Origin of the sequence: Halobacterium sp. KA-4 (assembly GCF_021028995.1) — an archaeon.
In the GTDB taxonomy this organism is placed as follows: domain Archaea; phylum Halobacteriota; class Halobacteria; order Halobacteriales; family Halobacteriaceae; genus Halobacterium.
Window position 1 is genome coordinate 128,568 of record NZ_JAJJZG010000001.1, and the last position, 22,904, is coordinate 151,471.

The following is a 22,904-nucleotide window of genomic DNA, read 5'->3' on the forward strand; positions in this document are numbered from 1 at the left end:
TGGGCCGGGTGTGGGCTGTGTACGGGGATCATCGTTCTGGGGTGGTGAGGTCGGACAGCGAGTCGCGTTCGCGGGCGAGCCGGTGGTCGCCGCCCTCCACGGCGACGACGGCGGGTCGCGGTCGGGAGTTGTACTGGGACGCCATCTCGACGCCGTACGCACCTGCGTTCCCGACCGCGAGCAGGTCGCCGCGCTCCGGTCGTGGGAGCCGTCGGCGCTCCGCGAGTACGTCTGTGCTCTCACAGATGGGCCCGACGACCGTAACTGTACGGTCTGGGCGGTCGTGGCTGTCGCGGGTCAGCGTGCGCACTTCGTGGTGGGCGTCGTAGAGCGCGGGCCGGAGCAGCGTCGTCATGCCGGCGTCGACGCCCGCGAGCGTCGGGCCGTCGGTGCGCTTGACGGTGTTCACTTCCGCGAGCAGGACGCCGGCGTCCGCGACGAGGAAGCGACCGGGTTCGACGACAAGTTCGGCGTCCACGGCCGCGAGCGCGTCTCGGGTCGCGTCCGCCACCGAATCGAGGTCCAGCGGCTCCTCCTCTGGGCGGTACGGGACGCCGAAGCCGCCGCCGACGTCCACGAATTCGAGGTCCACGGGCGCGTCGCGTTCGACCGCGGCGAGGCGTTCGACGACCTCGCGGTGGGCGTCGACATCCGATTCCGAGAGCATTCCACTGCCCACGTGGGCGTGAATCCCGACCACGTCGAAGCCGCGGGCGTCGGCCTCGCGGAGCACGTCCGCCGCGCGGTCGTGGGGGATACCGAATTTGGCGTCCGCGCCGGTCGCCACCTCGTCGCTGTGGCCGGCACCGACACCGGGGTGGACGCGGACCGCGAGTCGGCCGTCGAAGCCGCGCTCTTCGAGGCGGTCGATTGTGTCGCGGGCGCCCACGACGAACGTCGCCGCGGGCGCCGCTTCCAATACGTAGTCGAGGTCGCGGGCGGGCGGGTTGACGGCGGTGTAGTGAATCTCGGTGGGCTCGTAGCCGGCGTCGAGCGCGCGGTACACCTCGCCGGCGGACGCGCACTCCGCGCCGGCGTCCGCGTCCCGGAGCGTTTCGAGGACCGCGCGGCCGGCGTTGGCCTTCACGGCGTAGTGGACGTCGGCGTCCGGGAACGCGGCCGCGAGCCGGTCGTAGTTCTCCGCGACGCGGTCGAGGTCCTGCACGTACAGCGGCGTCTCGTACTCGGCTGCGAGGTCGCGGAGGTCGGCCGCCGACCAGTCCGCGAGCCGCCGCACGGCGGGGGCCTCGACGCGCGTCACGACCGGAGGACCTCCTCGCGCTGGGTCGCGTCGAGCGTCTCGGCTTCGAGGTCCATCGCGACGACGGCGGGCTTGAACGCGCCGCCGTCGAAGAGGTCGTGGTCGCCGACGCTGGACTCGACGTAGCGCGTGAACGCACGCCGCTCGGGCGGCAGTTCGCCGTACAGAATCTCCTCCTCGACGAGGTCGTAGACGGGGATGCGCGGCGTCAGCAGCGTGTTCTCGCCGACGACGGAGTCCTCGCCGACGACGAATCCGGAAGTGACCCGGCAGCCCGCGCCCAGCGAGACGCCGTCCTCGACGACGACGGGCGCGCTCTCGACGGGTTCGAGCACGCCGCCGATGAGCGTGTTCGCGCCTAGCTTCACGTCCTCACCGATTTGCGCGCAGGAGCCAACCGTGTCACAGGAGTCGACGAGCGTGCCGTCGCCGACGTGCGCGCCGATGTTCACGAACGCCGGGGACATCACGATGCAGTCCGAGCCGAGGTGCGCGCCGCGACGGAGCACCGTGCCGTCGGGCGTGTTCCGCGTGCCGCACTCGTAGAGGTCGTCGGTGTCGCGCAGCGGGAGCACGTCGTGGTAGGTGACGTCGCCGTACTCGCGGGGCTCGGTCTCGCGGAGCGCGAAGTTCAGGAGGACGCCGCGCTTGACCCACTCGACGGCCTCCCACTCGCCGCCGGACTGCTCGGCGGCGCGCACGTCCCCGGCTTCGAGCGCGTCGAGGAACGCTTCGAGCGTGTCCGCGTCGTCCGCGCTCGCGGTCTCGGCTGTCAGGTCGCCGTCTTCGTGTCGGTGCCACAGGTCTCGTACGTCAGATTCCAGACTCATAGTTCGGAAGCAACCTCCTCGAATCGGTAAAAGTCCGCGGGCTGGTCGGCAAGCCACGCGGCGGCGTCGAGCGCGCCCGCCGCGAACACCGACCGGTCGCCCGCGCGGTGTGTGAGTTCTAGCACTTCGCCGTTCCCCGCGAGCAACGCCTCGTGCTCGCCGGTGACGTCACCGGCGCGGCGCGCGTGCACGCCGATTTCGCCGTCTTCGCGGGGCTGGTCGCCCACGCGACCGTGGACGCGCTCGGACTCGCCCCGTTCGTCTTCGATGCGGTCGAGTAAGACGTTCGCGGTGCCGCTGGGCGCGTCGCGCTTCCCGTTGTGGTGGGTCTCGGTGACCTCGACGTCGTACTCGGGGAGCGACCCGACTGCCTGCTCGACCACGTCCAGGAGGGCCTGGATGCCACGCGAGAAGTTCGCGCCGATCAGCACGGGCGCGTCGCTGCCCGCGTCCCGGAGCGCGTCCAGTTGGTCGTCGTCGAAACCGGTGGTGCCGACGACGATGGGGACGCCGGCGGCCGCGCAGGCGGTCACGTACTCCACGCTCGCCTCCGGCACGGTAAAGTCCACGACCGCGTCAGGATTCTCGGCTTCGACGAGCGACGCGAACTCGCTGTCGGGGTCGAGGTCGCTGCCGGGGTCGCGGGTCGTCGCAAACGCCACTTCGACGCCGCGCTCGGCGGCTTCCTCGCGGACCTCGCGGCCCATGCGTCCGGTCGCGCCAGTGACCCCGATTCTCATGCGGGTACCTCCGCGTCGTCGAGCGCGTCCAGCGCCGCGCGGAGCTGTTCGCGCGTCTCCTCGGAGGCGTCGGTGAGCGGCGAGCGGTAGTTCGCGGGACCGTGGCCCAGAATCGCCTGGGCGGCCTTCACGGGAATCGGGTTCGTCTCCGCGAACAGCGCGCGGTTCAGCGGTTCGAGTTCCTGGTGGCGCTGGCGCGCGGTCTCGTAGTCGCCGTCGTGGGCCGACCAGACGAGGTCGCTGAGGCGCTCGGGTTCGACGTTCGCGGTGACGCTGATGGTCCCGGTGCCGCCGACCGAGAGGACGGGCAGCGTCAGGCCGTCGTCGCCGGAGAGCACGCCGAAGTCCTCCTCGCGCGTGCGCTCGACGACCTCGCTGATGCGGCCGACGTCGCCGCTGGCGGCCTTGTAGCCGACGATGTTCTCGTGGCTCGCGAGCGCCTCCGCGGTTTCGATGGCGATGTTGCGGCCTGTCCGTGAGGGCACGTTGTAGATAATCTGGGGGGCGTCCACGCGGTCGGCTATTTCCCGGTAGTGAGCCTCCATTCCCTCGGGTTCGGGCTTGTTGTAGTACGGGGAGATGAGCAGCAGGGCGTCCGCGCCCGCGTCCACGGAGCGCTGGGAGAGCCCCAGCGCCTCGTGCGTGGAGTTGCTGCCCGCGCCCGCGATAATCGGGACTTCGTCGCCGGCTTCGGCGACGACGGCCTCCACGACCTCGACGTGCTCGTCGTGGGTGAGCGTCGCGCTCTCGCCGGTCGAACCCACGGGCACGAGGCCGTCAACGCCGCTGTCGACGAGGCGTCGCGCGTGTGCTCGGAGTCGGTCGAAATCGATGCTACCGTCGGCCGTAAACGGCGTCGTCATCGCCGGGAAGACGCCGTTCACGAATGTTGTGTGGTCCATCTGGGTTTGGGTGTCGCGTCGGAGTCGGTGTGCGGGCCGTGCGTCCGTCGGCGGCCCGGCACGGGAGTGCTACGCCCGCAGCGAGCCGTACGTGTCGGCTGTGCTGCGTTTGCGTTTACCCGAGAAGGAGACGGCACTCTCGACGGCGCTGAACCGTGTCCCGAGAGCACCACTCATACGCTCAAGTGTGGGCAGCGGGGGACAAAGAGTTGTCGCCGCGCGCAAGGACTGCCGACCCGCCGAGCGCGCACCGGGAGGTTTTTGCCGCGTCTAGTCGCAGGTCCGTGTAGATGCTAGTCCTCGGGGACGCACACGCGAGCACGACCGACCGACGGCAGTCGCTGTTCGCCGCGTACCGCGCGGCCGACGCCGACGTCGCGCTCCAGGCCGGGGACCTCATGTACTACGACCTCCCGATTCCGACCTACTTCATCGGCGGCAACAACGAGGACTTCGACGTCGTCGAGGCGCTGCGCCACGGCCGCATCGAGAGCGACGACGTCTCGAACGCCTACCTCCTCCACAGCACCGCCGAGACCGTCGACGGCCTGCGCGTCGCCGGGCTCTCCGGGAACTACGCGCCCACGCAGTTCGAGAAGTCCCGCGAGCAGCTCTACGACGACCGCCGCCGCCACTTCGTCCGTGAGGACGTCGAGCGAGCCAAGCAGCTCGACGACGTGGACGTCTTCCTCGCGCACGAAGCCCCGCACGGGCTCCCGGTCACGGAGGAGTACGACGTCGGCTGCAAGCACATCGACGACATCCTCGAGACCCTCGAACCCGACCTCTGTCTGGTCGGCCACCACCACGAGCACGCCGAGACCCAGTTCGGCCCCACGCACGTGGTCTCGCTGGCGCCCGCGTGGGAGTCGTACTACGAACTCGACCCCGACTCGCTGTCGCTGACGCGCCACGACACGCCGCCCGCCTGACTGGACGGGTCGCGTACCTTCTTTACGGCGCCGGCGCGTACGGTCAGTATGGCTCCAATCCAACCGGGGCAGCGAGTCGCCGTGCTGGCCGACTCGCAGAACCTCTATCACTCCGCGCAGAGCGTCTACTCTCGGAACATCGACTACTCCTCGCTCCTCGAGAAGGCCGTTCAGGAACGCGAACTGACGCGCGCCATCGCGTACGTCATCCGCGCCCAGTCCGAGGACGAGGACAGCTTCTTCGACGCGCTGCGGGACATCGGCTTCGAGACGAAAATCAAGGACATCAAGACGTTCGGCGACGGCTCCAAGAAGGCCGACTGGGACGTCGGCATGAGCCTCGACGCAGTGACGCTCGCGGACCACGTCGACACCGTCGTGCTCTGTACGGGCGACGGCGACTTCTCGCGGCTCTGCAACCACCTCCGCCACGAGGGCGTCCGCGTGGAAGTGATGGCCTTCGAGGAGTCCACTGCGGAGGAACTCGTGGACGTCGCGGACGCGTTCGTCGACCTCAGCGAGCGAGAAGAGACGTTCCTGCTCTAAACCATCCGACCGTCGGTGCCGGTCGACCCCATCAACAGCGACCCGGCGGCCAGCAGCGTCGTCGCGACGGCCGCCACGACCAGCAGCAGCGTCGTCCCCGAGGGGTCGAAGCTCGCCCACACCAACATCGCGGCGCCGACAGCGAGCAGCACCGCCGCAATCCCGATTTTCGCGGTCTCGTTCATGCCTCCGGGTTGCGGCCCACACCACATAAACGCATCCACTTTCCGGACGCCCGCGCCAGCGACCCGAAGTGGCTTTACGCCCGCCAGCCGACCCTCGACGCATGCAGGACGCGGACGTGCACTCGCTTCGCACCGTCGCCGACTACCAGTTCGGAGCCGGCGCGGGCGCGGCGCTGTTCCCGCCGGAGGAACGCTTCGAGGTGCAGCGCTCGACCACCGGCCGCCCCCAGCAGGTCGCCCGCGACGACGGCGCGCGCCTCGTCTCCGTGGGGATGGACGGCCGCTTCACGCTCGGCGCGGCGGGCGGCCGCCGGCTCGTCGACGACCTCGCACACCCCGCGGCGCGGGTAGTCGTCGGCGACGACAGCGAGCCGTTCGTCCGCGAGGGGAAGAACGTCTTCGCGAAGTTCGTCCAGACGGTCGACCCGGACGTCCGCGCCGGCGACGAGGTCGCCGTCGTCCACGAGCGCGGCGCGCTGCTCGCGGTCGGCCGTGCGGAACTCGACGCCGGGTCGATGCTCGACTTCGACACCGGGATGGCGGTGATGGTTCGGGACAGCGTCGAGAAGTAGCGACCGGACGAGCGAAGCGAGTCCCCGTCGCAACCGGTCGTTCGTCATCCTTTTCACGCCGCGACGCGACGCTTCGGGCATGTTTGGCGGAGGCGGCATGAACCCCCAGAAGATGCAGCAGATGATGAAACAGATGGGCATCGACGTCGACGAAATCGATGCCACCGAGGTCGTCATCAAGCGGGCCGACGGCGACCAGCTCGTCTTCGACAACCCGGACGTCACGAAGATGGACGCCCGCGGGCAGGAGACCTACCAGATTATCGGCGAGCCCGAGACCGTCGAGAGCGCGGGCGAGATCGAAGCCGAGGCCGAGGTCGAGGCACCGGGCGAAAGCGGCGGCATTCCCGAAGACGACATCGAGCTGGTCGTCCAGCGGACCGGCGCCACCGAGGCCGACGCGCGCGCTGCGCTGGAGGCGACCGACGGCGACCTCGCCGCGGCCATCTCCCGGCTGGAGTGATTCTGCTCGTTCGGGAGGACCGCGAGTTCCTCGCTGCACCGGGCGACGAGGTCCACACCGACCTCGGTGTCATCGACGTCCCCGAGAGTGTTGAACCCGGTGAGACGGTGGAGACGCATCTCGGCGAGCCGTTCACGGTCCGGGAGCTACGCGGCCCGGACCTGTTCAACCACCTCGACCGGACGGGCGCGCCGATGATGCCCAAGGACATCGGGCTGGTCGTCGGCCACACGGGTGCGTCGCGAGGCGACCGCGTGCTCGACGCGGGCACGGGAACCGGAGTGCTCGCCGCCTACCTCGGCCGGCTGGGTGCGGACGTCGTGACCTACGAGCGTGACCCGGACTTCGCGGAGGTCGCACGCGAGAACATGGAACTCGCGGAAGTCGCGGACACGGTCGACGTTCGCACGGGCGACGTGACCGACCACCTCGACGACCTCGCGGAGTTCGACCTGCTGACCTTGGACACTGCGAACGCGCCGACGGTCGTCGAGCGCGCGGACGACCTGCTGGTCTCGGGCGGCTACGCCGCCGTCTACTCGCCGTTCGTGGAGGACGCACGCGAGGTCAACCTCGCCGCGGAGGACGCGGGCCTGGCGAACGTGGAGACTGTCGAGACGATTCAGCGGGAGATGGATCTCGACGAGCGCGGTTCGCGGCCGTCGACAGCGGGCGTCGGCCACACCGGCTACTTGACGTTCGCGCGGAACCCGTAGCTGTCCGGCGGCTCGTTCTCGGGGACGGCTCGCCGCCTCGCTGCATCCACCGTCCCGCATTCGATTACTGCATAGCCGTCGCTGGTCGCGTTCTCGTATTTAGACGTTCGCGAGCGGGTCCAGAAGCACCAGCATACGCGCGGCTTCGCCGCGCGTTTCACTGCCGGAGCGGGGCGGAGCCCCGCGGAGGCAGGTCTTTTTAGCGTCCTTCCGAGCAGAGCGAGGAAGTGCTCGGGAGAGCTTTGCTCTCCCGGCGTAGATTTTTGCGCCGAGTGGTGCCCGCAGCGACCAGCGGGAGCGAGGACACCCGAGGCGGAAAAGGTCCTTCTAGTTGTCGTCTTCGCGCCAGCGCTGCTCGCACTCCGTGCAGATGAAGAAGCGCGTCTCGGATTCGTCGGCGGACCGAATCTGTTGCATGTACCAGTGAGCCCGGTCGTTCTCACAGTTCGGGCAGACCACTTCCGTCGTCGGGAGCCCACGGTCTTGGGCGTCGCTGACGTCGACGATTTCGGTCTCTTCCTGCCCTTCGGTGACGACGAAGGAGGCGTCAGGGTCTTTGGGCTGTTTGTTCCCGCAGCCACCGCAGACCCAGAGGCCGTCCTCCGCTTTCATCATCGAGCCGCACTCGTCGCAGAACTCCATACAACGTGAAGGCCGTCGTGTAAGTTAAGCCCCCTGTTTCACCCGTCGCCCTCCGATTGGCCGGGTTCGCCGACGGCTTCCGTCGGGAGGTTGTTGTAGAGGGCGGCTTCGAGGTCGTCGGGGCTGACGAACACGTCCTCGGTGACGCGGCCGACGACGTCGCCGAGGCGTTCTTCGCCGTCCGCGTACCGCAACACGACGTCGTCGAACTCCGCGAGGACGTCCTCGCGGGTCGCGGGGTAGGTGAGCGAGTCGAGTTCGGCCCGGAGTTCGTTGAGTTTCACGTTGGGTGCCATGCTCGAACGTACCAGGCGTACGTCCCTAACTGTTGCCCCTCTAATCGGACTACTCGAAGTCCGGCTCGCGGTCGTCGAGGAACGCTTGCATACCCTCGCGCTGGTCGTGGCTCCCGAACAGGCTCGCCCACGTCCGGCGTTCGTACTCCAGCCCGGCGTCGAGTGGCGTCTCGTGGCTCTGGTTGATGGCGTCCTTGGCGGCGCCGAGCGCAGTCTTCGATTTCTCCGCGAGGTCGGCCGCGAGGTCGGCGACGTGGTCGTCCAGTTCGTCGTGCGCGACGACCTCCCCGACGAGGCCTTCCTCGTAGGCGTCGGTCGCGTCGAGGCGGTCGCCGAAGTAGACGAGGCGGCGCGCAGTCTCGTCGCCGACCAGTTGGGGGAGCCGCTGGGTCGCGCCCCAGCCCGGGATGATGCCGAGGTCGATTTCGGTCTGGCCCATCACCGCGGTCTCGCTGGCGACGCGGAGGTCGCAGGCGAGCGCGAGCTCCATCCCGCCGCCGAACGCGTAGCCGTTGATGGCGGCGACGACCGGCGCGGGGAACGACTCTATGGCGTCCGCGAGGTCGTGGCCCAGTTCGGCGTACTCGTGGGCTTCCTGGGAGTTCATCTCGGCCATGTAGGAGATGTCCGCGCCCGCGACGAACGCGTCGTCGCCAGCGCCCGTGAGCACGAGCACGCGGGCGTCCCGCTGTTCGGCCTCGTCGACAGCGTCGTGGAGCGCGTGCAGCGTCTCGACGTTGAGCGCGTTCAGGCGCTCGGGGCGGTCGACAGTGACGGTCGCGACGCCGTCCTCGAAGTCGGAGCGGACTGTGTCTGCCATGCGCGTGTGGACGTAGACGGCGCAAATAATGGCCGGGGTCTTCGCAAGCCCGAAATACTGGCGCTGAGTACCGACTCCCATGACCCTCTCCGAGGAGGACCGCGAGCGGCTGGCGGACATCGTGGAACTCCAGCCGACGAAAAACGGCGTGCTCCAGGACCGCTGGGACATGGAAAGCGGCAGCGACGTCCACCAGTACCTCGAGTCGGAGCTGCGGGACTACTACTACCGCGACGAGAACAGCCTGATTCGCGCGACCGCGGAAGCCGCCGAAATCGTCGGGAAGGCGCCCGAGAGCGGCGAGGCACCCGCCGTCCACATGTCCGAGAACGAGCGCCGCGTGTTCGCGGTCATCGCCGGCCCGGACGAGCGCGCCGAGAGCGTCGTCTCGGTGCTGCACGCGGTCCGCGACGAGTTCGACGTGCCGGAGCTCGAATCCGCGGACGTCCGTCGCGCGCTCCAGACGCTCAAGCGCAAGGGCATCGTGACCGTCGAACACCGCACCGTCCCGACGTACAAGCTCGCGGTCCCGCGCGAGGACGTGAACATCGCGGAGCGGGACGACGAGCAGTCCGCCGCCTCGGAAGCCTGACCCTGCCGGCCGCTCGCGCCGACTGTCGCTGTTGATTATGTGGGTGAACGTGGGACACTATCCATCTGGAGGCCGTATCTTCGAGTAGTGGTTTTCCATGCCCTACACGGTGACCTGCACACTGTGTAGTTTCACGCGCGAGATGGAGGGGTTAGACGACGTCTTCGAATTCCGCGACGAACACCAGGCGACGTACGGCGACGAACACGTCATCGAGTTCGAACTCGTCCAGTAGCGCGCCGCCGACGTCCGAGACGAACCCGACCAGCTACCGCTCTCGCTGCCGACGTTCGTCGAGGACGCGGCGAACCGTCGCGCCCGGTCCGCCCTCGACTGGCCACCCGCCCTGCCGCCACGTCGGCGGTTCGGGCTCGTACTCGGGACACGACCCCAAGCACTCCGCGGCCGTCTGCTCGCGTCCCTTCGCCGCGCAGTACGGGACGTAGCCGTGTGCATCCCGCTGGACCGCGAAGTGCCGGCAGTCCGGCTGCATCGTGTCGAGGTAGGAGCGCCAGCCCCGTTCGTACGCGCGTTCGGCGATAGCGAGGCGTTTCTCTGCTTTCCAGTCGGCGTCGACGTACTCGAAGCTCGCGGGCGACTGGTCGAACTCGCTGCCGGACGGCCGCTCGGTAATTCTGGTGCCGACCGACTCGGGGGAGAGCGACCGCGGGTGCCACGCGACCGACGCCTCGCCGTCCGCGAACGTGAGGACCCCGGCTTCGACCGGCATCTCCGCGAACAGCGCGCGCTCGGCGCCGCGCTCGTCGCTGGACTCGGTCGCCAGCCACACCTCGTCGGCGAGTCCGAGCGCCACGTCGCGCTCCAGTTGGTCGGCGAGCGCGTCCGCCGCGGAGGCGTCGAGGTCGGGCTTGTTCTCGATGGCGACGATTCGCTCGACCCAGTCGGGGTACGGCCACTTCCGCCTGAGTTCTATCCTGTTCCCGTTCCGCCGCGTCTCCACCACGCCGCGGTCGGCGGCCTCGTGAATCGCCTCGCGGACGTAGCGCCACGGGTAGCCGGGGTGTGGGAGCGCGTCCCGGTAGAACGCCCAGTCCTCGGGCGCGTTTCTGACGACGTGCAGGAGGTCCGAGTCCAGCCGGTCGGTGCCGAACTTCGCGCGCGCCGCCAGCGCCTCCGGGTCGACCTCTACGACGACGGTGTCCCAGCGCCGCCGCTTCGTGCCGAGCTGGCGCGCGACGATGCAGGAGCGCTCGCCGTCGGGATGCCAGTGCTGCTCGGCCCACGCGCAGACGCGGAGTTCGAACGCGAACTCGGAGTCGACCACGCCGAACGTGGGGCCGCCGACCCACCTACGTCTTTCGCTGGCGCCGGAGAAGCGGCGGGTCCCGCGACGAGCAGGGGACCGAAGTGCCGCATGGGACCGAGTCACGGGTATGCGAGCATACGAAGTGCAGGAGGGCGACCCGGAGTACGAGGGCGTCGTCGAGGTCGAACGCGAGCGCCCCGAACCGGCCAGCGACGAGGCGCTCGTCCGCGTGCGAGCGGCGTCGCTGAACTACCGCGACCTCGCCATCGCGAACAGCGACCTGACCTACCCCGGCACGAGCCTCCCCGTCGTGCCGCTTTCGGACGGCGCGGGCGACGTCGTGGCGGTCGGCGAGGACGTCGACCGACTCTCGGAGGGCGACCGCGTGGCGACGCCGTTCGCCCCCGACTGGGTGGACGGCCCCGCGGAGCCCGAGAAAATCCAGCGGACCACGGGCGGGAACGTCGACGGCGCGCTCGCCGAGTACGCCACGTTCCCCGCCGACAGCCTCCCCGTGCTCCCCGACTACCTCTCCTACGAGCAGGGCGCGGCGCCGTCGTGTGCGGGGCTACGGCGTGGCGCGAACTCGTGGAGAAGGGAGACCTCACCGCCGACGAGACGGTGCTGGCGCTCGGCACGGGCGGCGTCTCCACGTTCGCGACGCAGTTCGCGTCCGCCCGCGGCGCGGACGTCGTCGTCACGTCCTCCAGCGACGAGAAACTCGGCCGCGCCCGCGAACTCGGCGCGGACGTCACCATCAACTACGAGGAGACGCCGGAGTGGGGCGACGTCGTCGCCGAGCAGACGGGTGGCGTTGACCACGTCGTCGAAGTCGGCGGTGCCGGCACGCTTGAACAGTCCCTACAGGTGGCCGGGTTCGGCGGCCACGTCCACGTCATCGGCGTACTCGCCGACCAGGAAGCAGTCGTCCACCCTGGCCCGATTCTCGGGAAGGCGTTGCGTGTCGAGGGGTCGATGGGCGTCGGCAGCCGCGCGATGTTCGACCGCATGCTCGCCGCGATGGCCGGCGACGAAGTCGAACCCGAAATCGACCGCGTCTTCGACTTCGACGAAGTACGGGAGGCCTACCGCTACTTCGAGGCTGGCGACCACCAGGGGAAGGTCGTCGTCTCCGTCGAGTAGCGCTGGCGTCGCCGCCGCTACGTGGCGGTAAAATAGCGACCGGTGGGAGACCGGTCAGGCTTCTTCGAGCTGCTGGTCGATGAAGTCGTGGGCGTCCCGGAGGATGTCCCGCGGGCCGTCCTGCGTAATCGTGTTGATGGCCTGTTCGTAGTCGCGCCACTGCAGGTCCGAGTGTTCGTTCGACAGTTCGGCGCTCGCCTCGAAGGACTTGGCGACGAACAGGTGGACCGTCTTGTGGATGCGAGTACCGTTCGCCTCGAACACGTAGTCGTAGTCGTCTCGGAAGCCGTCCAAGAGCCGGAAGTCCTCGATGCCGGCTTCCTCCTGTACCTCTCTGATAGCCGTCTGCTGGAGCTCTTCGTCCCCCTCCACGCCGCCCTTCGGGAACTCCCAGTCCCCGGGCCGGCTCTTCAGGAGGAGGTATTCGCGCCGGTCCCGCGTGTCGCGGAACAAGATGGCTCCGGCGCTGGTCGCTTCGACCGTCATTAACACGAAGTAGTGGACGACCAGTTAAGAGAATGTCGGAGTGGGTGGGTGACTGACACGCACCGTCCGGCTAAACACACGCTTTTTCACGGTGGAGCGCGTGGATTCGTACAGCACCCCCAGCCATGACCTTCGTCACAAAACTCTCTCTGAAGAGCGGCGACCGAGCCGCCCTCGACGGCGTCGTCTCCGACATCAAGGCGACGTGCCGCCGGAAGGGCGCGGAAATGAAAGGGCCCCACTCGGACAGCCCGGACGAGCAGTCCGTCCCGCTGTACAGCGGTCTCGGCGGCCGCGACGACGGGAAGACCGGCGCGTGGCACTACACGGTCTACCGCCGCCGCATCGAACTGTACGGCCACGACGACCTCGCCCGCGACATCATGGAGCGGGACTTCCCGGACAGCGTCCACGTCGAAGCCGAACTGGAGCAAGTGAAGCCGCTGGGTTCCTCGTAGCTGGGTCTTCTCTCTGCGACCGACGTCGAAACGCGACAGCGACGGCGCCGGCGAGTTAGAACGAGCTCTCGCCGACGGTTTCGAGGTATTCCGCCTGCCCGACGTGGGTGTCTTCGTTGAACCCCTCGACGCGCAGGCGCACGAGCGTGTCGACGGCATCGGCGGGCGCGTTCGAGATGCGGAGTTTCGAGTCGCCGACGCGCGCGACGGCCGTCCCGTCCTCGACGCCGGTGACGAACGCCGTAATCTCGTCGCCGGCCTCGAACGACGGCGTGTTCGTGCGGAAGCCGACGCCCGCGAGGAACGAGCCGAGCGTCATGCGCGACTCACCTCCTCGGACTCGCGGTCGCTAACGTACTCCAGGCCGTACCCCGTGACGGCGGCCGCTAGGAAGACGAAGAACAGGAGCCAGCCGTGGAAGACGAACGGCCAGACGTCGATGGGGTTGACAACGGGGATGTTCTCGCCGAGCCCGCGCATCGTCTCGTAGCCGACGAGCACGCCGCCCGCCCACGGGAAGATGTAGCCGAGCGCGCTGGTGTTGGCGTCGAGGATGTTCGCGCGCCGGTAGCCGTTGATGTTGAAGCGCTCGCCGATGCGCGCGATGTACGGCGCGATGGCGATTTCGGCGGCGGTGTTGATGGTAATCATCGCGTTGACGGTCGCGGTGCCGAGCACCATCGTGGTCTCGGCGCGGCGGACGTTGGTCGCGACGCGGTTCAGGAGGAACGCCTGAATCGCCTCGAAGCCGCCGCCCTGAATCATGATGCGGGCGCCGGCGACGATGAGCAGCGTGAGCACGATGAGCGGGAAGAAGCCGGACGCGCCGCCGTAGAGGCTGCCCGCGACGCCCGTGCCTTCCTCGACGGTGACCACGAACGGCAGCCAGTCCAGCGACTGCGCCAGCCCGGAACTGGCGGGTGCACGGAACAGCAGCGCGGGCGCGGTCTGGAGCCCGCTCTCGATGACGCCCCACGTCGCGAGGAGCGTAGAGCCGACGTTGAACACGAGCGCGACGATGATGCCCCACGAGATGGCTTCGATGATGTGGCGGCCGGCGACCGCGAGGCCGATGACCGTCAGCATCGAGAGCACGTGGACGAGGCCGAGCGGCTGGCCATCAAGGGACGCGGTCGCGCCCGCTGCGACGTCCGATCCCGGCATCACCTGACCGGCGACGACGTAGCCGGCAAACGCTAGCACCGCGGCCAGGATGGCGTACTTGAACCGCGACGCGACCACGCCGCCGATGTCGGCGTTCTGCGTGACCGCGGAGACGATCGTGGTGTCGCTGACCGGGGCGAGGTTGTCGCCGAAGACGGCACCGGAGAGGATGGCACCGAACAGTAGCACGGGGTTCGCGCCGAGCAGCACGCCCGCGGGGTAGAACAGCCCCGTGAACGCGATGGTGCCCCCGTACCCGGTGCCGATACCGGTGGTGAACAGTGCGGCGAGTAGGAACGTGACCGCGGGGAACAGCGGCCCGGAGACGCTGGCCACGTCCGCGGCCCAGACGAGACCCTGCACGAACCCGCCGTCTTGGAGCAGTTGTGCGAACATGCCGGCCCACAGCCACGCGACGATGGCGGTGGCCGCGACCCGCTGGGTCATCCCCTCGAAGATGGTGTTTGCGTACGACGCCCACGACCCCTTCGTGAAGAACATGCCCACGACGAGCGCCGCGAGCATGCCGATGACGAGGCCGGTGGTGTCGCTGACTTGCAGGACGCCGCTCTGGAAGATGGCCCACGCGACGAAGAGCGCGAGCGGTATCGCGCTCGCGATGCGGCCACCGTAGAACTCGATGTCGTGGCCGCCGCCCTCGCCGGGCTCGTGTAATTCGTCCGCTACGTCGCTGTCTTCGGTTGCCATACGTGTTTCCCTCACTTCGCCGCACGTATTAAAAACCTACACCGTGGGACGTGACGGTTTATGTGGCAGCCGCGCTTTCGCAGCAGTATGAGTGCTGACACGGCCGAGCGGCTGGTGGACCTGCGCCGGGACCTCCACCGTCACCCGGAGCCGGCGTGGTGTGAGTTCTACACGACCGCGCGCATCGTCGAGGAGTGCCGCCGAATCGGAGTGGACGAGCTCCACGTCGGCCGCGACGCAATCGACCCGGAGGCACGGATGGCGGTACCCGAGGAAGACGAACTCGCGGACTGGTTCGAGCGCGCCCGCGACGAGGGTGCGGACCCAGCGATTCTCGAACAACTGGAGGGTGGCCACACGGGTGCCGTCGCGGTGCTCGAACGCGGCGAGGGGCCGACCGTCGCGCTGCGCGTGGACATCGACGCGCTCCACATCACCGAATCCGAGAATGGCGACCACCACCCCGCGAGCGAGGGGTTCCGCTCCGAGCACGAGGGACAGATGCACGCCTGCGGGCACGACGGCCACGCCGCCATCGGCGTCGGTGTGCTCGAAGCAATCGCGGACAGCGACTTCGCGGGCACGTTCAAGGTCGTCTTCCAGCCCGCGGAGGAGCGCGTCGGCGGCGGGAAGGCGGTCGCGGAGAGCGGCCACCTCGACGACGTCGACTACCTCTACGCGGTCCACCTCGGCCTCGACCACCCCACGGGCGAGGTGGTCGCGGGCATCGACGGCTTCCTCGCGGTCAGCCACCTGCTCGCGGAGTTCGAGGGCGAACCCGCGCACGCCGGGGCTCACCCCGAGCAGGGCCGGAACGCGGTGCAAGCGGTGGCGACGGCCATCCAGAACCTCTACGCGATTCCGCGCCACGACGGCGGCGCGACGCGCGTGAACGCCGGGCGCGCGGGCGGCGGCACCGCGACGAACATCGTCCCCGAGGACGCCTTCGTCGAGGGCGAGGTCCGTGGCGAGACCACCGAACTGATGCGCTACATGAAGGAGAAGGCCGACCGCGTGCTGCACTCGGCCGCGGAGATGCACGAGTGCGAGGTCGAACTCTCCACGGAGGGCGAGGCGCCGAGCGCCACCAGCGACGACGAACTCCGCGACGTCTTCGGTGCGGAAGCCGCGGACGTAGCGGGCGTCGATTCGGTCATGGACCGCGACGACCTCGGCGGCAGCGAGGACGCCACGTTCCTCATGAAACGCGTGCAAGAACAGGGTGGCTTGGCGTGTTACGTCTGCGTCGGCACCGACCACCCCGGCGGCCACCACACGTCCACGTTCGACGTGGACGAGCGCTCGATTAACATCGGCGTGGAGAGCCTCACAGAAGCGATTCTGCGTGTCGCCCGCGAGCAGCCGTAGTCAGTACTTCGGGTCCGCGCCGGTGACCTCGTAGACGTCGTCCATGATGTCGTCTCGCTGGGCCTGCCAGTCGGCGAGCGCGTCCGGGCTGGTGGGGTAATCCTCGTAGTGCTCGAGGAGGCGGTCGGCCTGCTGTTTGGTCTTGTAGAACTCCCAGATGTTCGACCAGTAGCCGAACGACTTCAGCGCGGTGACGACCTTCAGCTGGAGGCTGAACTCCGTGCTCCCGCCGTAGAGCGCTTCCGCGAGTTTCTCGCCGGGGAGCGACGCGAGCAGCCCCATCAGGTCGTCGACCTCGACGGCCGTCGAGAGGATGTTGTAGACGTCGAGCGCGGCGTAGCGCGCGCCGTAGTGGTCCATCACGCGCTCGTTGTACTCCCAGAGCATCGACTCGGAGACGTCGCCGGCGTCGATGGCGTCGATGGCTGCCTCGGCGGCGTACTTGCCGGCGTACGCCGCGCCCGCGATGCCGCCGCCCGTGGTCGGGTTGACGTGCGCCGCGGCGTCGCCGACAGCCATGTAGCCGGGCGCAGTCGCGGAGTCGTACGGCCGCCGCGTCGGCAGCGCCGCGCCGAGTTTGTCCGTGACCTCGCCGCCCTCGAACTCCTCGCGCTGGCGGAGGTCCTGCTTCAGGTCGTCGACGAGTTCCATGGGCTCCTCGTTCATCTGGAAGCCCAGCCCCGCGTTGATTTCGGTGCTCGTCCGCGGGAAGTACCAGAGGTAGCCAGCGGCGCGCTCGGTGGGCTTGAACACGAGCGCGTCGTCCCACTCGACCTCCTCGGGAACTTCGACGATTTCGCGGTACGCCGAGCAGAACTGCGAGTAAGAGACGTTCGTGTCGAAGGTCGCCTCGGAGAAGTCGGTCTTGTCCTGGAGGATGGAGAGCGCGCCGGCCGCGTCGACGACGACGTCGGCGTCGAATTCGTGGACCCCGCCGCGACGCGTGCCCTTCACGCCGGTGACGGTGCCGTCGTCGTCCTGGAGCACGTCCTGCACGACGACGTCGTAGTAGAAGTCCGCGCCCGCGTCCTCGGTCGCCTCGATGATGCGGCGGCCGTACTCCCAGCGGTCGATGACCGCGAGTTCGCCGGGGACGGGGATTTCGAGGACGGTGTCCTCCTGGGGAATCTCGAAGCGGCCGTGGTCGACGCCCGTGTTCGTGAACGCGGGCTCGAGGCGCTCCTTCGGAATGGCTTCGGGGAACGCGTCCGCGCCCTTCAGGGCGTCGCCGCAGGCGATGTGTCCGGCTTCCTCCGCGGACTTTCGCTCGACGACGGCGATGTCGTAGCCGGCGTTGGCCACGGTCGCGGCCGTGTAACAGCCCGCGGTGCCGGCCCCGACGACGGCTACATCGTACTCGTGGGTGGTCATACGCTTCGGATTCGCGCCCGCGAGGAAAACTCTTTACGTACAATCTGTCCTCTCGGCGCGGACACGGGCGAAGGAAGAGTTTTACCCGTTCTCCTGCAACCGCCAGCCATGACCGAGTACACCGTCGAGTTCGTCGGGACCGGCGAGGAGATTCAGGTCTCCGACAAGGAGACCGTGCTGTCGGCCTGCCTGGAAGCGGGCATCGCCCAGGAGTACTCCTGCCGCGTCGGGATGTGTCTGGCGTGCTCCGCGAAAATCGAGGCGGGCGAAGTCACCCAGCCCGCCGCGCGCGGGCTCACCGAGGAGGAGGCCGAGAACTACGCGCTGACGTGCATGGCGCGCCCGCAGTCGGACCTGAAACTCGACCGCGGGAAGTACCCGCCGAGCATCGAGGAGGACGCCGCCGCGGGGGCGGCCGCGGCGGACGACGACTGAGTCACGTCGAGGACACCGCGCAGTTGTTCGGCCCACGCTCCAGTTCTAGCGTCTCCGCGTCGAGTTCTCGCTGGCCGAGGTTCGTCGCGACGATTCCCTCGTAGTTCGCCGGTCGCGGCGGCAGGTCCGTCGTGAGCGCGTCCACGAACGCCTCACGCGACAGGTCCGCGACGTCCAGCGACTCCCGAACTGCGCCGAGACTCCGAGTGAAACCGTCGTCCGCCAGCGGCGTCGTCGCCTCGACGTGTCCGGGGAGCACGCGCGTCTCGTCCGGGTACGCGAAAATCAGGTCGTGGAGCGTGTCGTACTGCTGGCCAGCGAGTTCGCGGGCGCGGTCGGCGTCCTCGAGGTCGGGACGACCCACGCCGTCGAGGAACAGGCAGTCCGCGGTGAGCAACGCGTCACCCCACTCCAGCACGACGAGTTCGGTAGTGTGGCCGGGCGCGTGCCGCGCCACGAGTTCACGGTCGCCGACTTGGAGCGAATCCCCGGCCGCGAGCAGCGTCGCGTCGTAGTCGAGACCGCGCTCCGTCGCACCCGCGGGCAGCACGCGCTCGGCGTCCGTCTCCGCGGCGAGCGCGCGAACTCCGGAGAAGTGGTCCGCGTGGACGTGCGTGTCGACGGCCCACCGGAGGTCGAGGCCGCGGTCGGCCACGTCGTCGGCGTACCGCTCGCTCACGGCCGCCAGCGGGTCGACGACGGCGGCTTCGTCGCCGTCGTGGAGGAGGTAGGAGAGACAGCCCGACGACGGTCGCTCGTACTGTACGACCCCCTCCCCGAGGTCGTGGGCGACCACGAGGTCCGCCCACGCCTCCATTCCGCCGTCGAGGTTCACGGCGTCGACGCCCTCCTCGCGGAGGGCCGCCGCGACCTCGTCGCTTGCCCCGCCGACCCCACACACGGCGACGATTGGCTCGTCCAGTTCGTCCGGGACGAGGTCGGCCGCGTCGCCCGACACCTGCGCCGAGACGAACTGCATGTAGGGGACGTGGGCAGCGGTCACGTCGGGGCCGTCGACGTGCCACGCCTCGAACTCGTCGCGGTCGCGGACGTCGAGCACGGAGACCGAGCCGCTCCGAATGCGGTCGTAGAGGTCGCGCGGCGTGATGGCTGGCGAAGTCACACCCGGACGTAGGGCTGGAAGTGCCAAAAGCTCACGTGCACCGCGCGCGAATCGGGAATTATGAACGTCGACGACTTCCGCGACGACGTCGCGGCCGCCGTGGAGACCGAACTCGACCGGCTCGGCTCCTCGAAGCGTCTCGTCGCGCTCACGGACGCGAGCCTCGACGACGAGACGGTGTTGCGCGCGGCTGCCACCAGTGAGGCCGCCGCAGCCGACGTGTTCGCGGCGTGGGCGGCTGACGCGACCGGTGACGCCGCCGAGACGTTCGCCGCGTTCGCGGAGCGCGAGCGCGACCACTACGAGCGCGTCGCCGCGGAACTCGGCGAAGACCCGGACGCCGACCCCGGCGCCGTCCACGACTACCTCCGCGACCTCGACGACACCGTCGAGCGCGCGGGCGGCGTCGTCGGCCGCGGCCTCGTTGCGGAGCGCACGCTCGCGCAGTTCGTGAGTTACTTCGTGAACAGCGCCGACGAGGCGCGCGCGGACCTGTTCCGGGAACTACGCACCGACACCGACGCGGACACCGAGGCTGCGCTCTCCCTGCTCGCGGACGCAGCAGCCGACGAAGCGGACGTCGAGCGCGCGAGAGCCGCTGCTATCGAGGTCGTGAACGTCGCCTACGAAGAGTACGTCGAGGCGCTCGAATCGATGGGCGTGAACGCCAAGTCCGTCTGTTGATTATTCGCCGTTGGAAATCGTGGTGTGCGCGCCGATGAGCGCGCCCGCGAAGTCGATGTTCTCGAGGTGAGTCTGCTCGTCGATGATGGAGTCGCGGACGTCGCAGTCGTGCAGCGTCGCGTCCGGGAAGATGACGGAGTTGTCGACGCTGGAGTTGCGGAGTTCGGCGTCGGCCATCACGTGGACGTTCTCGCCGATGGTGGTGTTCTCCACGACGGCGTCGTCGCTGACGAGGTTGTCGCCGTCGAGCTTCCAGCGCACGGCGTCGAGGTACGACTCCGGCGTACCGATGTCGAACCACGCGCCCTCGAAGGTGAACGCGTGGACCGACTGGCGGGCCTGCAGCCACTGGAGGAACCAGCCGGGCTCGTCGGGGTTCTCGCCCTCTTCGAGGTACGTCTGGAGGTCGGGCAGCGTCTCTCGTGGGAACGCGTAGCACGCGATGGAGACGAGCGTGCTCTTGGGGTGTTCGGGTTTCTCCTGGAAGTCGACGACCTCGTCGCCGTCGAGGTCCACGAGCCCGTAGGACTTCGCGCGTTCGAGGCTACCGACGTCGTAGGCGGCCAGCGCGGGCGTCCCCTTCGCCTCAAAGAAGTCCACGAATTCGGCGATGTCGAAGCTGATGAGGTTGTCCCCGGCGACCACGACGAGGTCGTCGTCAACGTTCTCGCGGTCGACGAGCTGGGCGAGCGCACCGACGACGCCGAACTTCTCGTCCTCCTCGGAGGTGTCTTCGACCGTGAGCGTCGGCTTCTCGAAGTCGCTGTCCGCGAGGTACTCGCGGAAGTCCTCCGCGAAGCGCTCGTTCGTGGAGACGAACACCTCCTCGATGCGGTCGTCGGCTTCGAGGTCCGCGAAAATCTCGTCGATGACTGTCGAGTCGCCGACCGGGAGGAACATCTTCGGCCGATGTTTCGTGATGGGCCACAGCCGGGTCGCGTACCCGCCGGCGAGGACGACGGCTTTCATACCCCGACGGTACTCCGCGTCCGATAAGGCCTTTTTCATCCAGTCTCCCTGTTCGAGCATGGACGACCAGACCACCCGCGAACGCATCCTCGACACGCTCCGCGAGCGCCCCGACACGCCGAGCGGGCTCGCCGAGGAGTTCGGCGTCTCGCGCGGCACGGTGCTGACGCACGTCCGTCACCTCTCGAAGACGCTGGAGGGGACCGACGAGGAACTGCTCGTGAAGCCGCCGGAGTGCCAGGATTGCGGGTTCAACGACTTCGACGACCCCGTGAACGTGCCGTCGCGGTGCCCCGAGTGCAAGAGCGAGAGCATCGAGGAGCCCGCGTTCGTCGTCGAGGACGTCTAGAAGCCGAGGCGTGCGCCCGGGGACGTCGAGAGGTCCGCGGGGTCGTCGTCCTCGACGCCCGCCCGCACGAATTCGTAGTCGTCGTCCGCGAGGAAGACCTCGCCGTCCCGCGTCTCGACCGAAACGGGGTCGAGTTGTGCGCCCTCGCAGGGGCCGTGCGTGCAGACGCCCGAATCCTTCTCGAAGGTCGCGGCGTGCTTGCGGCAGACCACGTCGCCGTTCCGCACGGGCGCGCCGTCGCCCGTGTCGAGTTTCACGTCCGTCCAGTGCATGCAGTAGTTCAGAAACGACGTGACCGTGCCGTCCGAGAGTTTCAGCAGGATGGCCTCGCGCTCGTCGCCGTCGTCGGCGAGCGTGTACAGCAGCGTTCCCTCGGCCGGCACCTCGTCGACCGCAGCGATGCGCTCATCTCCCATCGACTCCGGGTATTCGGTGCGTGGATTTGAGCGTGCCGGAACCCGCCTAATAGTGCCTTTGCTCGATTTCCTCGGCGAACGCGCGGGCGAGGCGCGCGCCGACCTTGCACGTGGTGTAGGTGGTGTCGTCGTAGCTGGCGACGGGCCGGACTTCCCACGTGGTGTTCGTGAGGAACAGTTCGTCGGCGGCGCGCAAGTCGCGGGGCGTGTAGTGCCCCGTCTCGACGGGGACGCCGAGTTCGTCGGCGAGTTCGAGGACTGCCCAGCGCGTGATGCCGGGCAGGACCGGGAGGTCGAGGCTGGGCGTGTGAAGAGTGCCGTCGTCGACGAAGAAGACGTTGCTCGTGGCGCCGCCGGTGACGCGGCCGTCGGCGTCGAGGAGGATGGCTTCGTCGGCGTCCCCGGCGTCGATGCGCGCGAGGACGCCGTTGAGGTAGTTGTGGGTCTTCGCGACCGCGGGGAGCGCGTCGTCGGAGACGCGTTCGACCGCGGCGGTCGCGACCGTCGCGGGTTCGCTCCAGACGCGTTCGCCGTCGACGCCGCCGCGCGGGAGTTCCTTCGCGACGACCACCACGGTCGGGTCGACGTCGTCGGCGGGCGCGAACGCGCCGTCCTGTACGCCCCGGGAAATTGTCAGTCGGATAGTCGCGTTCGCGAGGTCGTTGGCAGCGAGCGTGGCGTGGACGCGGCCGCGAAGGTCGCGGTCCGAGAGTCCGTGCTCGATGCCGAGCGCGTCGCAGGTCGCCTGGAGGCGGGTGGCGTGGGCGTCCCACGCGAACACCTGCCCGCCGTAGGCGCGCAGCGTCTCGAAGGCCGCGTCGCCGTACTGGAAGCCGCGGTCGCGGACGCTCACCGTGGCGTCCTCGGCGGCGACGACCTCGCCGTCTACGTGGTAGTACACGTGTCGGGGGCGGACAGGCTGTGTGCGGCCATCAGGCGTGGTCTTGGGCGGTGTCCACCCAGCGGCCGACGCGCTTCGCGGAGAGGTCGACGCGCTCGGCGAGCTCCTCGGGGTCGGCCGCGGCGAGGTCCGCCACAGTTTCGATGCCCGCGTCTTCGAGGCGGTCGGCGTACGCCGGCCCGATGCCCTTCAGGACGGTGACGGGGTCGCCGTCGACCGACGTCGGCGTCTCCTCCTCGCCGGGGCTGGCGGCCTCGGCGGGTTCGGCGGCGCGCGTCGGGTCGTCGGTGTGCTCCTCGTCGACCAGCGACTCCGTGGAGGCGGCAGCGTCGGTCTCCGTCGCGACCGGCTCGTCGACGCCTTCCGCCTCGTCCTCGGTTTCAGTTTCGGCTTCGTGCTCCGCCTCCGATTCCTTCACCGCTCGCTCGGATTCCGCCGACGCTTCGTGTTCGACGGTCACGTCGACGCCGCTCCCGGCGGAGCGGCCCTCTTCCTCCATCCCGAGCAGCGATTTGAGTGTCGAGAGCAGTCCCATTAGCTGGCTATATCCCCCGACTGCACTTAA

The 22,904-nt window shown here is 68.8% G+C and carries 30 protein-coding genes and 1 pseudogene; 13 read left to right on the top strand and 18 right to left on the bottom strand.

All coding sequences use genetic code 11. From position 1 onward, the window contains the following. Nucleotides 1-28: 28 nt before the first annotated feature. The 4 genes from lysA to dapA are packed head-to-tail and all read right to left on the bottom strand — an operon-like array spanning nt 29 to nt 3,733. Nucleotides 29-1,261: a diaminopimelate decarboxylase gene (lysA, locus tag LPA44_RS00650; RefSeq protein WP_230887675.1), complete on the bottom strand. Its 1,233-nt coding sequence runs from the start codon at nt 1,259-1,261 to the stop codon at nt 29-31. After that, nucleotides 1,258-2,091, bottom strand: a complete 834-nt coding sequence (locus tag LPA44_RS00655) for a 2,3,4,5-tetrahydropyridine-2,6-dicarboxylate N-succinyltransferase (protein WP_230887676.1) — start codon at nt 2,089-2,091, stop codon at nt 1,258-1,260. Before LPA44_RS00655 ends, lysA begins: the two co-directional genes overlap by 4 nt. Then, entirely contained in the window at nt 2,088-2,831 is a 744-nt protein-coding gene (gene dapB / locus LPA44_RS00660) for a 4-hydroxy-tetrahydrodipicolinate reductase (RefSeq protein ID WP_230887677.1), read from the bottom strand. Before dapB ends, LPA44_RS00655 begins: the two co-directional genes overlap by 4 nt. Further along, nucleotides 2,828-3,733, bottom strand: a complete 906-nt coding sequence (gene dapA / locus LPA44_RS00665; RefSeq protein WP_230887678.1) for a 4-hydroxy-tetrahydrodipicolinate synthase — start codon at nt 3,731-3,733, stop codon at nt 2,828-2,830. The genes dapB and dapA overlap by 4 nt, the downstream gene beginning before the upstream one ends. Before the next feature lie 290 nt (nt 3,734-4,023). Between dapA and LPA44_RS00670 the strand changes: the two genes are divergently transcribed. Together LPA44_RS00670 and LPA44_RS00675 are read left to right on the top strand one after the other, a co-directional pair. Continuing rightward, the gene (locus LPA44_RS00670; protein WP_230887679.1) at nt 4,024-4,665 is read left to right on the top strand and encodes a metallophosphoesterase family protein; all 642 of its coding nucleotides are present in this window, start codon (nt 4,024-4,026) and stop codon (nt 4,663-4,665) included. 48 nt (nt 4,666-4,713) lie between these two features. Further along, nucleotides 4,714-5,211, top strand: coding sequence for a LabA-like NYN domain-containing protein (locus LPA44_RS00675; protein WP_230887680.1), 498 nt, complete (start codon nt 4,714-4,716; stop codon nt 5,209-5,211). Here the strand turns inward: LPA44_RS00675 and LPA44_RS00680 are convergent. Then, nucleotides 5,208-5,396, bottom strand: coding sequence for a hypothetical protein (locus LPA44_RS00680; protein WP_230887681.1), 189 nt, complete (start codon nt 5,394-5,396; stop codon nt 5,208-5,210). The genes LPA44_RS00675 and LPA44_RS00680 overlap by 4 nt on opposite strands. A 101-nt stretch (nt 5,397-5,497) precedes the next feature. Here LPA44_RS00680 and LPA44_RS00685 point away from each other — a divergent pair, with 101 nt between their 5' ends. From LPA44_RS00685 to LPA44_RS00695, 3 genes are all read left to right on the top strand, one after another. Further along, a complete protein-coding gene (locus tag LPA44_RS00685; protein WP_230887682.1) occupies nt 5,498-5,968 on the top strand; it encodes a PUA domain-containing protein in 471 nt (156 codons plus the stop codon). Nucleotides 5,969-6,047: 79 nt separating this feature from the next. Next, nucleotides 6,048-6,431, top strand: coding sequence for a nascent polypeptide-associated complex protein (locus LPA44_RS00690; protein ID WP_230887683.1), 384 nt, complete (start codon nt 6,048-6,050; stop codon nt 6,429-6,431). Then, nucleotides 6,428-7,147 carry a methyltransferase domain-containing protein gene (locus tag LPA44_RS00695; protein WP_442903353.1) on the top strand — a complete coding sequence of 240 codons (720 nt, stop codon included), beginning with the start codon at nt 6,428-6,430 and terminating at the stop codon, nt 7,145-7,147. The genes LPA44_RS00690 and LPA44_RS00695 overlap by 4 nt, the downstream gene beginning before the upstream one ends. A 327-nt stretch (nt 7,148-7,474) precedes the next feature. On the opposite strand, the gene LPA44_RS00700 is transcribed toward LPA44_RS00695, so the two are convergent. Genes LPA44_RS00700 through LPA44_RS00710 form a run of 3 tightly spaced genes read right to left on the bottom strand, consistent with a single transcriptional unit; the run spans nt 7,475 to nt 8,905 of the window. Then, a complete protein-coding gene (locus LPA44_RS00700) occupies nt 7,475-7,789 on the bottom strand; it encodes a transcription factor S (RefSeq protein ID WP_230887684.1) in 315 nt (104 codons plus the stop codon). Between the two features lie 38 nt (nt 7,790-7,827). Next, nucleotides 7,828-8,085: a DUF5789 family protein gene (locus tag LPA44_RS00705; protein WP_230887685.1), complete on the bottom strand. Its 258-nt coding sequence runs from the start codon at nt 8,083-8,085 to the stop codon at nt 7,828-7,830. A gap of 49 nt (nt 8,086-8,134) precedes the next feature. Further along, nucleotides 8,135-8,905, bottom strand: a complete 771-nt coding sequence (locus tag LPA44_RS00710; protein ID WP_230887686.1) for an enoyl-CoA hydratase/isomerase family protein — start codon at nt 8,903-8,905, stop codon at nt 8,135-8,137. Between the two features lie 79 nt (nt 8,906-8,984). Between LPA44_RS00710 and LPA44_RS00715 the strand changes: the two genes are divergently transcribed. After that, complete coding sequence (locus tag LPA44_RS00715; RefSeq protein ID WP_230887687.1) at nt 8,985-9,497, top strand: DUF5797 family protein; 513 nt, start codon at nt 8,985-8,987, stop codon at nt 9,495-9,497. 97 nt (nt 9,498-9,594) lie between these two features. Next, complete coding sequence (locus LPA44_RS00720) at nt 9,595-9,732, top strand: hypothetical protein (RefSeq protein WP_230887688.1); 138 nt, start codon at nt 9,595-9,597, stop codon at nt 9,730-9,732. A 33-nt stretch (nt 9,733-9,765) separates the two neighbouring features. On the opposite strand, the gene LPA44_RS00725 is transcribed toward LPA44_RS00720, so the two are convergent. Next, entirely contained in the window at nt 9,766-10,782 is a 1,017-nt protein-coding gene (locus tag LPA44_RS00725; protein ID WP_230887689.1) for a DUF5787 family protein, read from the bottom strand. A gap of 109 nt (nt 10,783-10,891) precedes the next feature. Between LPA44_RS00725 and LPA44_RS18310 the strand changes: the two are divergent. After that, a pseudogene (locus LPA44_RS18310) lies at nt 10,892-11,907 on the top strand (zinc-dependent alcohol dehydrogenase family protein). A 54-nt stretch (nt 11,908-11,961) separates the two neighbouring features. On the opposite strand, the gene LPA44_RS00740 reads toward LPA44_RS18310, so the two are convergent. Continuing rightward, on the bottom strand, nt 11,962-12,393 hold the full coding sequence (locus LPA44_RS00740; protein ID WP_230887691.1) for a bis(5'-nucleosyl)-tetraphosphatase: 432 nt from the start codon (nt 12,391-12,393) through the stop codon (nt 11,962-11,964). 125 nt (nt 12,394-12,518) lie between these two features. On the opposite strand from LPA44_RS00740, the gene LPA44_RS00745 reads away from it, so the two are divergent. Then, nucleotides 12,519-12,851 (top strand): uS10/mL48 family ribosomal protein, encoded by a 333-nt coding sequence (locus tag LPA44_RS00745; RefSeq protein WP_230887692.1) that lies wholly within the window; start codon nt 12,519-12,521, stop codon nt 12,849-12,851. A gap of 55 nt (nt 12,852-12,906) precedes the next feature. Here LPA44_RS00745 and LPA44_RS00750 read toward each other — a convergent pair whose 3' ends face one another. Beyond that, complete coding sequence (locus LPA44_RS00750) at nt 12,907-13,170, bottom strand: DUF7513 family protein (RefSeq protein WP_230887693.1); 264 nt, start codon at nt 13,168-13,170, stop codon at nt 12,907-12,909. Next, nucleotides 13,167-14,723, bottom strand: coding sequence for a Na+/H+ antiporter NhaC family protein (locus tag LPA44_RS00755; RefSeq protein WP_230887694.1), 1,557 nt, complete (start codon nt 14,721-14,723; stop codon nt 13,167-13,169). The genes LPA44_RS00750 and LPA44_RS00755 overlap by 4 nt, the downstream gene beginning before the upstream one ends. 87 nt (nt 14,724-14,810) lie before the next feature. Here LPA44_RS00755 and LPA44_RS00760 point away from each other — a divergent pair, with 87 nt between their 5' ends. Continuing rightward, nucleotides 14,811-16,091: an amidohydrolase gene (locus LPA44_RS00760; RefSeq protein WP_230887695.1), complete on the top strand. Its 1,281-nt coding sequence runs from the start codon at nt 14,811-14,813 to the stop codon at nt 16,089-16,091. On the opposite strand, the gene LPA44_RS00765 is transcribed toward LPA44_RS00760, so the two are convergent. After that, nucleotides 16,092-17,462, bottom strand: coding sequence for a geranylgeranyl reductase family protein (locus tag LPA44_RS00765; protein ID WP_230887696.1), 1,371 nt, complete (start codon nt 17,460-17,462; stop codon nt 16,092-16,094). A 108-nt stretch (nt 17,463-17,570) separates the two neighbouring features. Between LPA44_RS00765 and LPA44_RS00770 the strand changes: the two genes are divergently transcribed. Next, nucleotides 17,571-17,897 carry a 2Fe-2S iron-sulfur cluster-binding protein gene (locus LPA44_RS00770; RefSeq protein ID WP_058981537.1) on the top strand — a complete coding sequence of 109 codons (327 nt, stop codon included), beginning with the start codon at nt 17,571-17,573 and terminating at the stop codon, nt 17,895-17,897. A gap of 1 nt (nt 17,898) precedes the next feature. On the opposite strand, the gene LPA44_RS00775 is transcribed toward LPA44_RS00770, so the two are convergent. Next, nucleotides 17,899-19,020, bottom strand: coding sequence for an MBL fold metallo-hydrolase (locus tag LPA44_RS00775; protein WP_230887697.1), 1,122 nt, complete (start codon nt 19,018-19,020; stop codon nt 17,899-17,901). Between the two features lie 60 nt (nt 19,021-19,080). Here LPA44_RS00775 and LPA44_RS00780 point away from each other — a divergent pair, with 60 nt between their 5' ends. Continuing rightward, entirely contained in the window at nt 19,081-19,704 is a 624-nt protein-coding gene (locus LPA44_RS00780) for a rubrerythrin family protein (protein WP_230887698.1), read from the top strand. Here the strand turns inward: LPA44_RS00780 and LPA44_RS00785 are convergent, their stop codons facing one another. After that, nucleotides 19,705-20,673, bottom strand: coding sequence for a sugar phosphate nucleotidyltransferase (locus LPA44_RS00785; RefSeq protein ID WP_230887699.1), 969 nt, complete (start codon nt 20,671-20,673; stop codon nt 19,705-19,707). Between the two features lie 58 nt (nt 20,674-20,731). On the opposite strand from LPA44_RS00785, the gene LPA44_RS00790 reads away from it, so the two are divergent. After that, a complete protein-coding gene (locus tag LPA44_RS00790) occupies nt 20,732-21,022 on the top strand; it encodes a transcriptional regulator (protein WP_230887700.1) in 291 nt (96 codons plus the stop codon). On the opposite strand, the gene LPA44_RS00795 is transcribed toward LPA44_RS00790, so the two are convergent. Genes LPA44_RS00795 through LPA44_RS00805 form a run of 3 tightly spaced genes read right to left on the bottom strand, consistent with a single transcriptional unit; the run spans nt 21,019 to nt 22,874 of the window. Then, the gene (locus tag LPA44_RS00795) at nt 21,019-21,438 is read right to left on the bottom strand and encodes a Rieske (2Fe-2S) protein (protein ID WP_230887701.1); all 420 of its coding nucleotides are present in this window, start codon (nt 21,436-21,438) and stop codon (nt 21,019-21,021) included. The two genes, LPA44_RS00790 and LPA44_RS00795, sit on opposite strands and share 4 nt — an antisense overlap. Nucleotides 21,439-21,484: 46 nt before the next feature. Beyond that, nucleotides 21,485-22,339 carry an aminotransferase class IV gene (locus tag LPA44_RS00800; RefSeq protein ID WP_230887702.1) on the bottom strand — a complete coding sequence of 285 codons (855 nt, stop codon included), beginning with the start codon at nt 22,337-22,339 and terminating at the stop codon, nt 21,485-21,487. 31 nt (nt 22,340-22,370) lie between these two features. Next, nucleotides 22,371-22,874 (bottom strand): helix-hairpin-helix domain-containing protein, encoded by a 504-nt coding sequence (locus LPA44_RS00805; RefSeq protein WP_230887703.1) that lies wholly within the window; start codon nt 22,872-22,874, stop codon nt 22,371-22,373. Nucleotides 22,875-22,904 lie beyond the last annotated feature (30 nt).

Excerpts from the sequence above, each read along its gene's own strand:
- LPA44_RS00675 (WP_230887680.1), top strand. The coding sequence starts at position 4,714 with ATGGCTCCAATCCAACCGGGGCAGCGAGTCGCCGTGCTGGCCGACTCG.
- LPA44_RS00740 (WP_230887691.1), bottom strand. The coding sequence starts at position 12,393 with ATGACGGTCGAAGCGACCAGCGCCGGAGCCATCTTGTTCCGCGACACG.
- LPA44_RS00700 (WP_230887684.1), bottom strand. The coding sequence starts at position 7,789 with ATGGAGTTCTGCGACGAGTGCGGCTCGATGATGAAAGCGGAGGACGGC.
- LPA44_RS00670 (WP_230887679.1), top strand. The coding sequence starts at position 4,024 with ATGCTAGTCCTCGGGGACGCACACGCGAGCACGACCGACCGACGGCAG.
- LPA44_RS00680 (WP_230887681.1), bottom strand. The coding sequence starts at position 5,396 with ATGAACGAGACCGCGAAAATCGGGATTGCGGCGGTGCTGCTCGCTGTC.
- LPA44_RS00805 (WP_230887703.1), bottom strand. The coding sequence starts at position 22,874 with ATGGGACTGCTCTCGACACTCAAATCGCTGCTCGGGATGGAGGAAGAG.
- LPA44_RS00715 (WP_230887687.1), top strand. The coding sequence starts at position 8,985 with ATGACCCTCTCCGAGGAGGACCGCGAGCGGCTGGCGGACATCGTGGAA.
- LPA44_RS00655 (WP_230887676.1), bottom strand. The coding sequence starts at position 2,091 with ATGAGTCTGGAATCTGACGTACGAGACCTGTGGCACCGACACGAAGAC.
- dapB (WP_230887677.1), bottom strand. The coding sequence starts at position 2,831 with ATGAGAATCGGGGTCACTGGCGCGACCGGACGCATGGGCCGCGAGGTC.
- LPA44_RS00770 (WP_058981537.1), top strand. The coding sequence starts at position 17,571 with ATGACCGAGTACACCGTCGAGTTCGTCGGGACCGGCGAGGAGATTCAG.
- LPA44_RS00685 (WP_230887682.1), top strand. The coding sequence starts at position 5,498 with ATGCAGGACGCGGACGTGCACTCGCTTCGCACCGTCGCCGACTACCAG.
- LPA44_RS00705 (WP_230887685.1), bottom strand. The coding sequence starts at position 8,085 with ATGGCACCCAACGTGAAACTCAACGAACTCCGGGCCGAACTCGACTCG.
- LPA44_RS00750 (WP_230887693.1), bottom strand. The coding sequence starts at position 13,170 with ATGACGCTCGGCTCGTTCCTCGCGGGCGTCGGCTTCCGCACGAACACG.
- LPA44_RS00690 (WP_230887683.1), top strand. The coding sequence starts at position 6,048 with ATGTTTGGCGGAGGCGGCATGAACCCCCAGAAGATGCAGCAGATGATG.
- LPA44_RS00745 (WP_230887692.1), top strand. The coding sequence starts at position 12,519 with ATGACCTTCGTCACAAAACTCTCTCTGAAGAGCGGCGACCGAGCCGCC.
- LPA44_RS00780 (WP_230887698.1), top strand. The coding sequence starts at position 19,081 with ATGAACGTCGACGACTTCCGCGACGACGTCGCGGCCGCCGTGGAGACC.
- LPA44_RS00720 (WP_230887688.1), top strand. The coding sequence starts at position 9,595 with ATGCCCTACACGGTGACCTGCACACTGTGTAGTTTCACGCGCGAGATG.
- LPA44_RS00760 (WP_230887695.1), top strand. The coding sequence starts at position 14,811 with ATGAGTGCTGACACGGCCGAGCGGCTGGTGGACCTGCGCCGGGACCTC.
- LPA44_RS00755 (WP_230887694.1), bottom strand. The coding sequence starts at position 14,723 with ATGGCAACCGAAGACAGCGACGTAGCGGACGAATTACACGAGCCCGGC.
- LPA44_RS00785 (WP_230887699.1), bottom strand. The coding sequence starts at position 20,673 with ATGAAAGCCGTCGTCCTCGCCGGCGGGTACGCGACCCGGCTGTGGCCC.
- LPA44_RS00710 (WP_230887686.1), bottom strand. The coding sequence starts at position 8,905 with ATGGCAGACACAGTCCGCTCCGACTTCGAGGACGGCGTCGCGACCGTC.
- LPA44_RS00795 (WP_230887701.1), bottom strand. The coding sequence starts at position 21,438 with ATGGGAGATGAGCGCATCGCTGCGGTCGACGAGGTGCCGGCCGAGGGA.
- dapA (WP_230887678.1), bottom strand. The coding sequence starts at position 3,733 with ATGGACCACACAACATTCGTGAACGGCGTCTTCCCGGCGATGACGACG.
- LPA44_RS00790 (WP_230887700.1), top strand. The coding sequence starts at position 20,732 with ATGGACGACCAGACCACCCGCGAACGCATCCTCGACACGCTCCGCGAG.
- LPA44_RS00765 (WP_230887696.1), bottom strand. The coding sequence starts at position 17,462 with ATGACCACCCACGAGTACGATGTAGCCGTCGTCGGGGCCGGCACCGCG.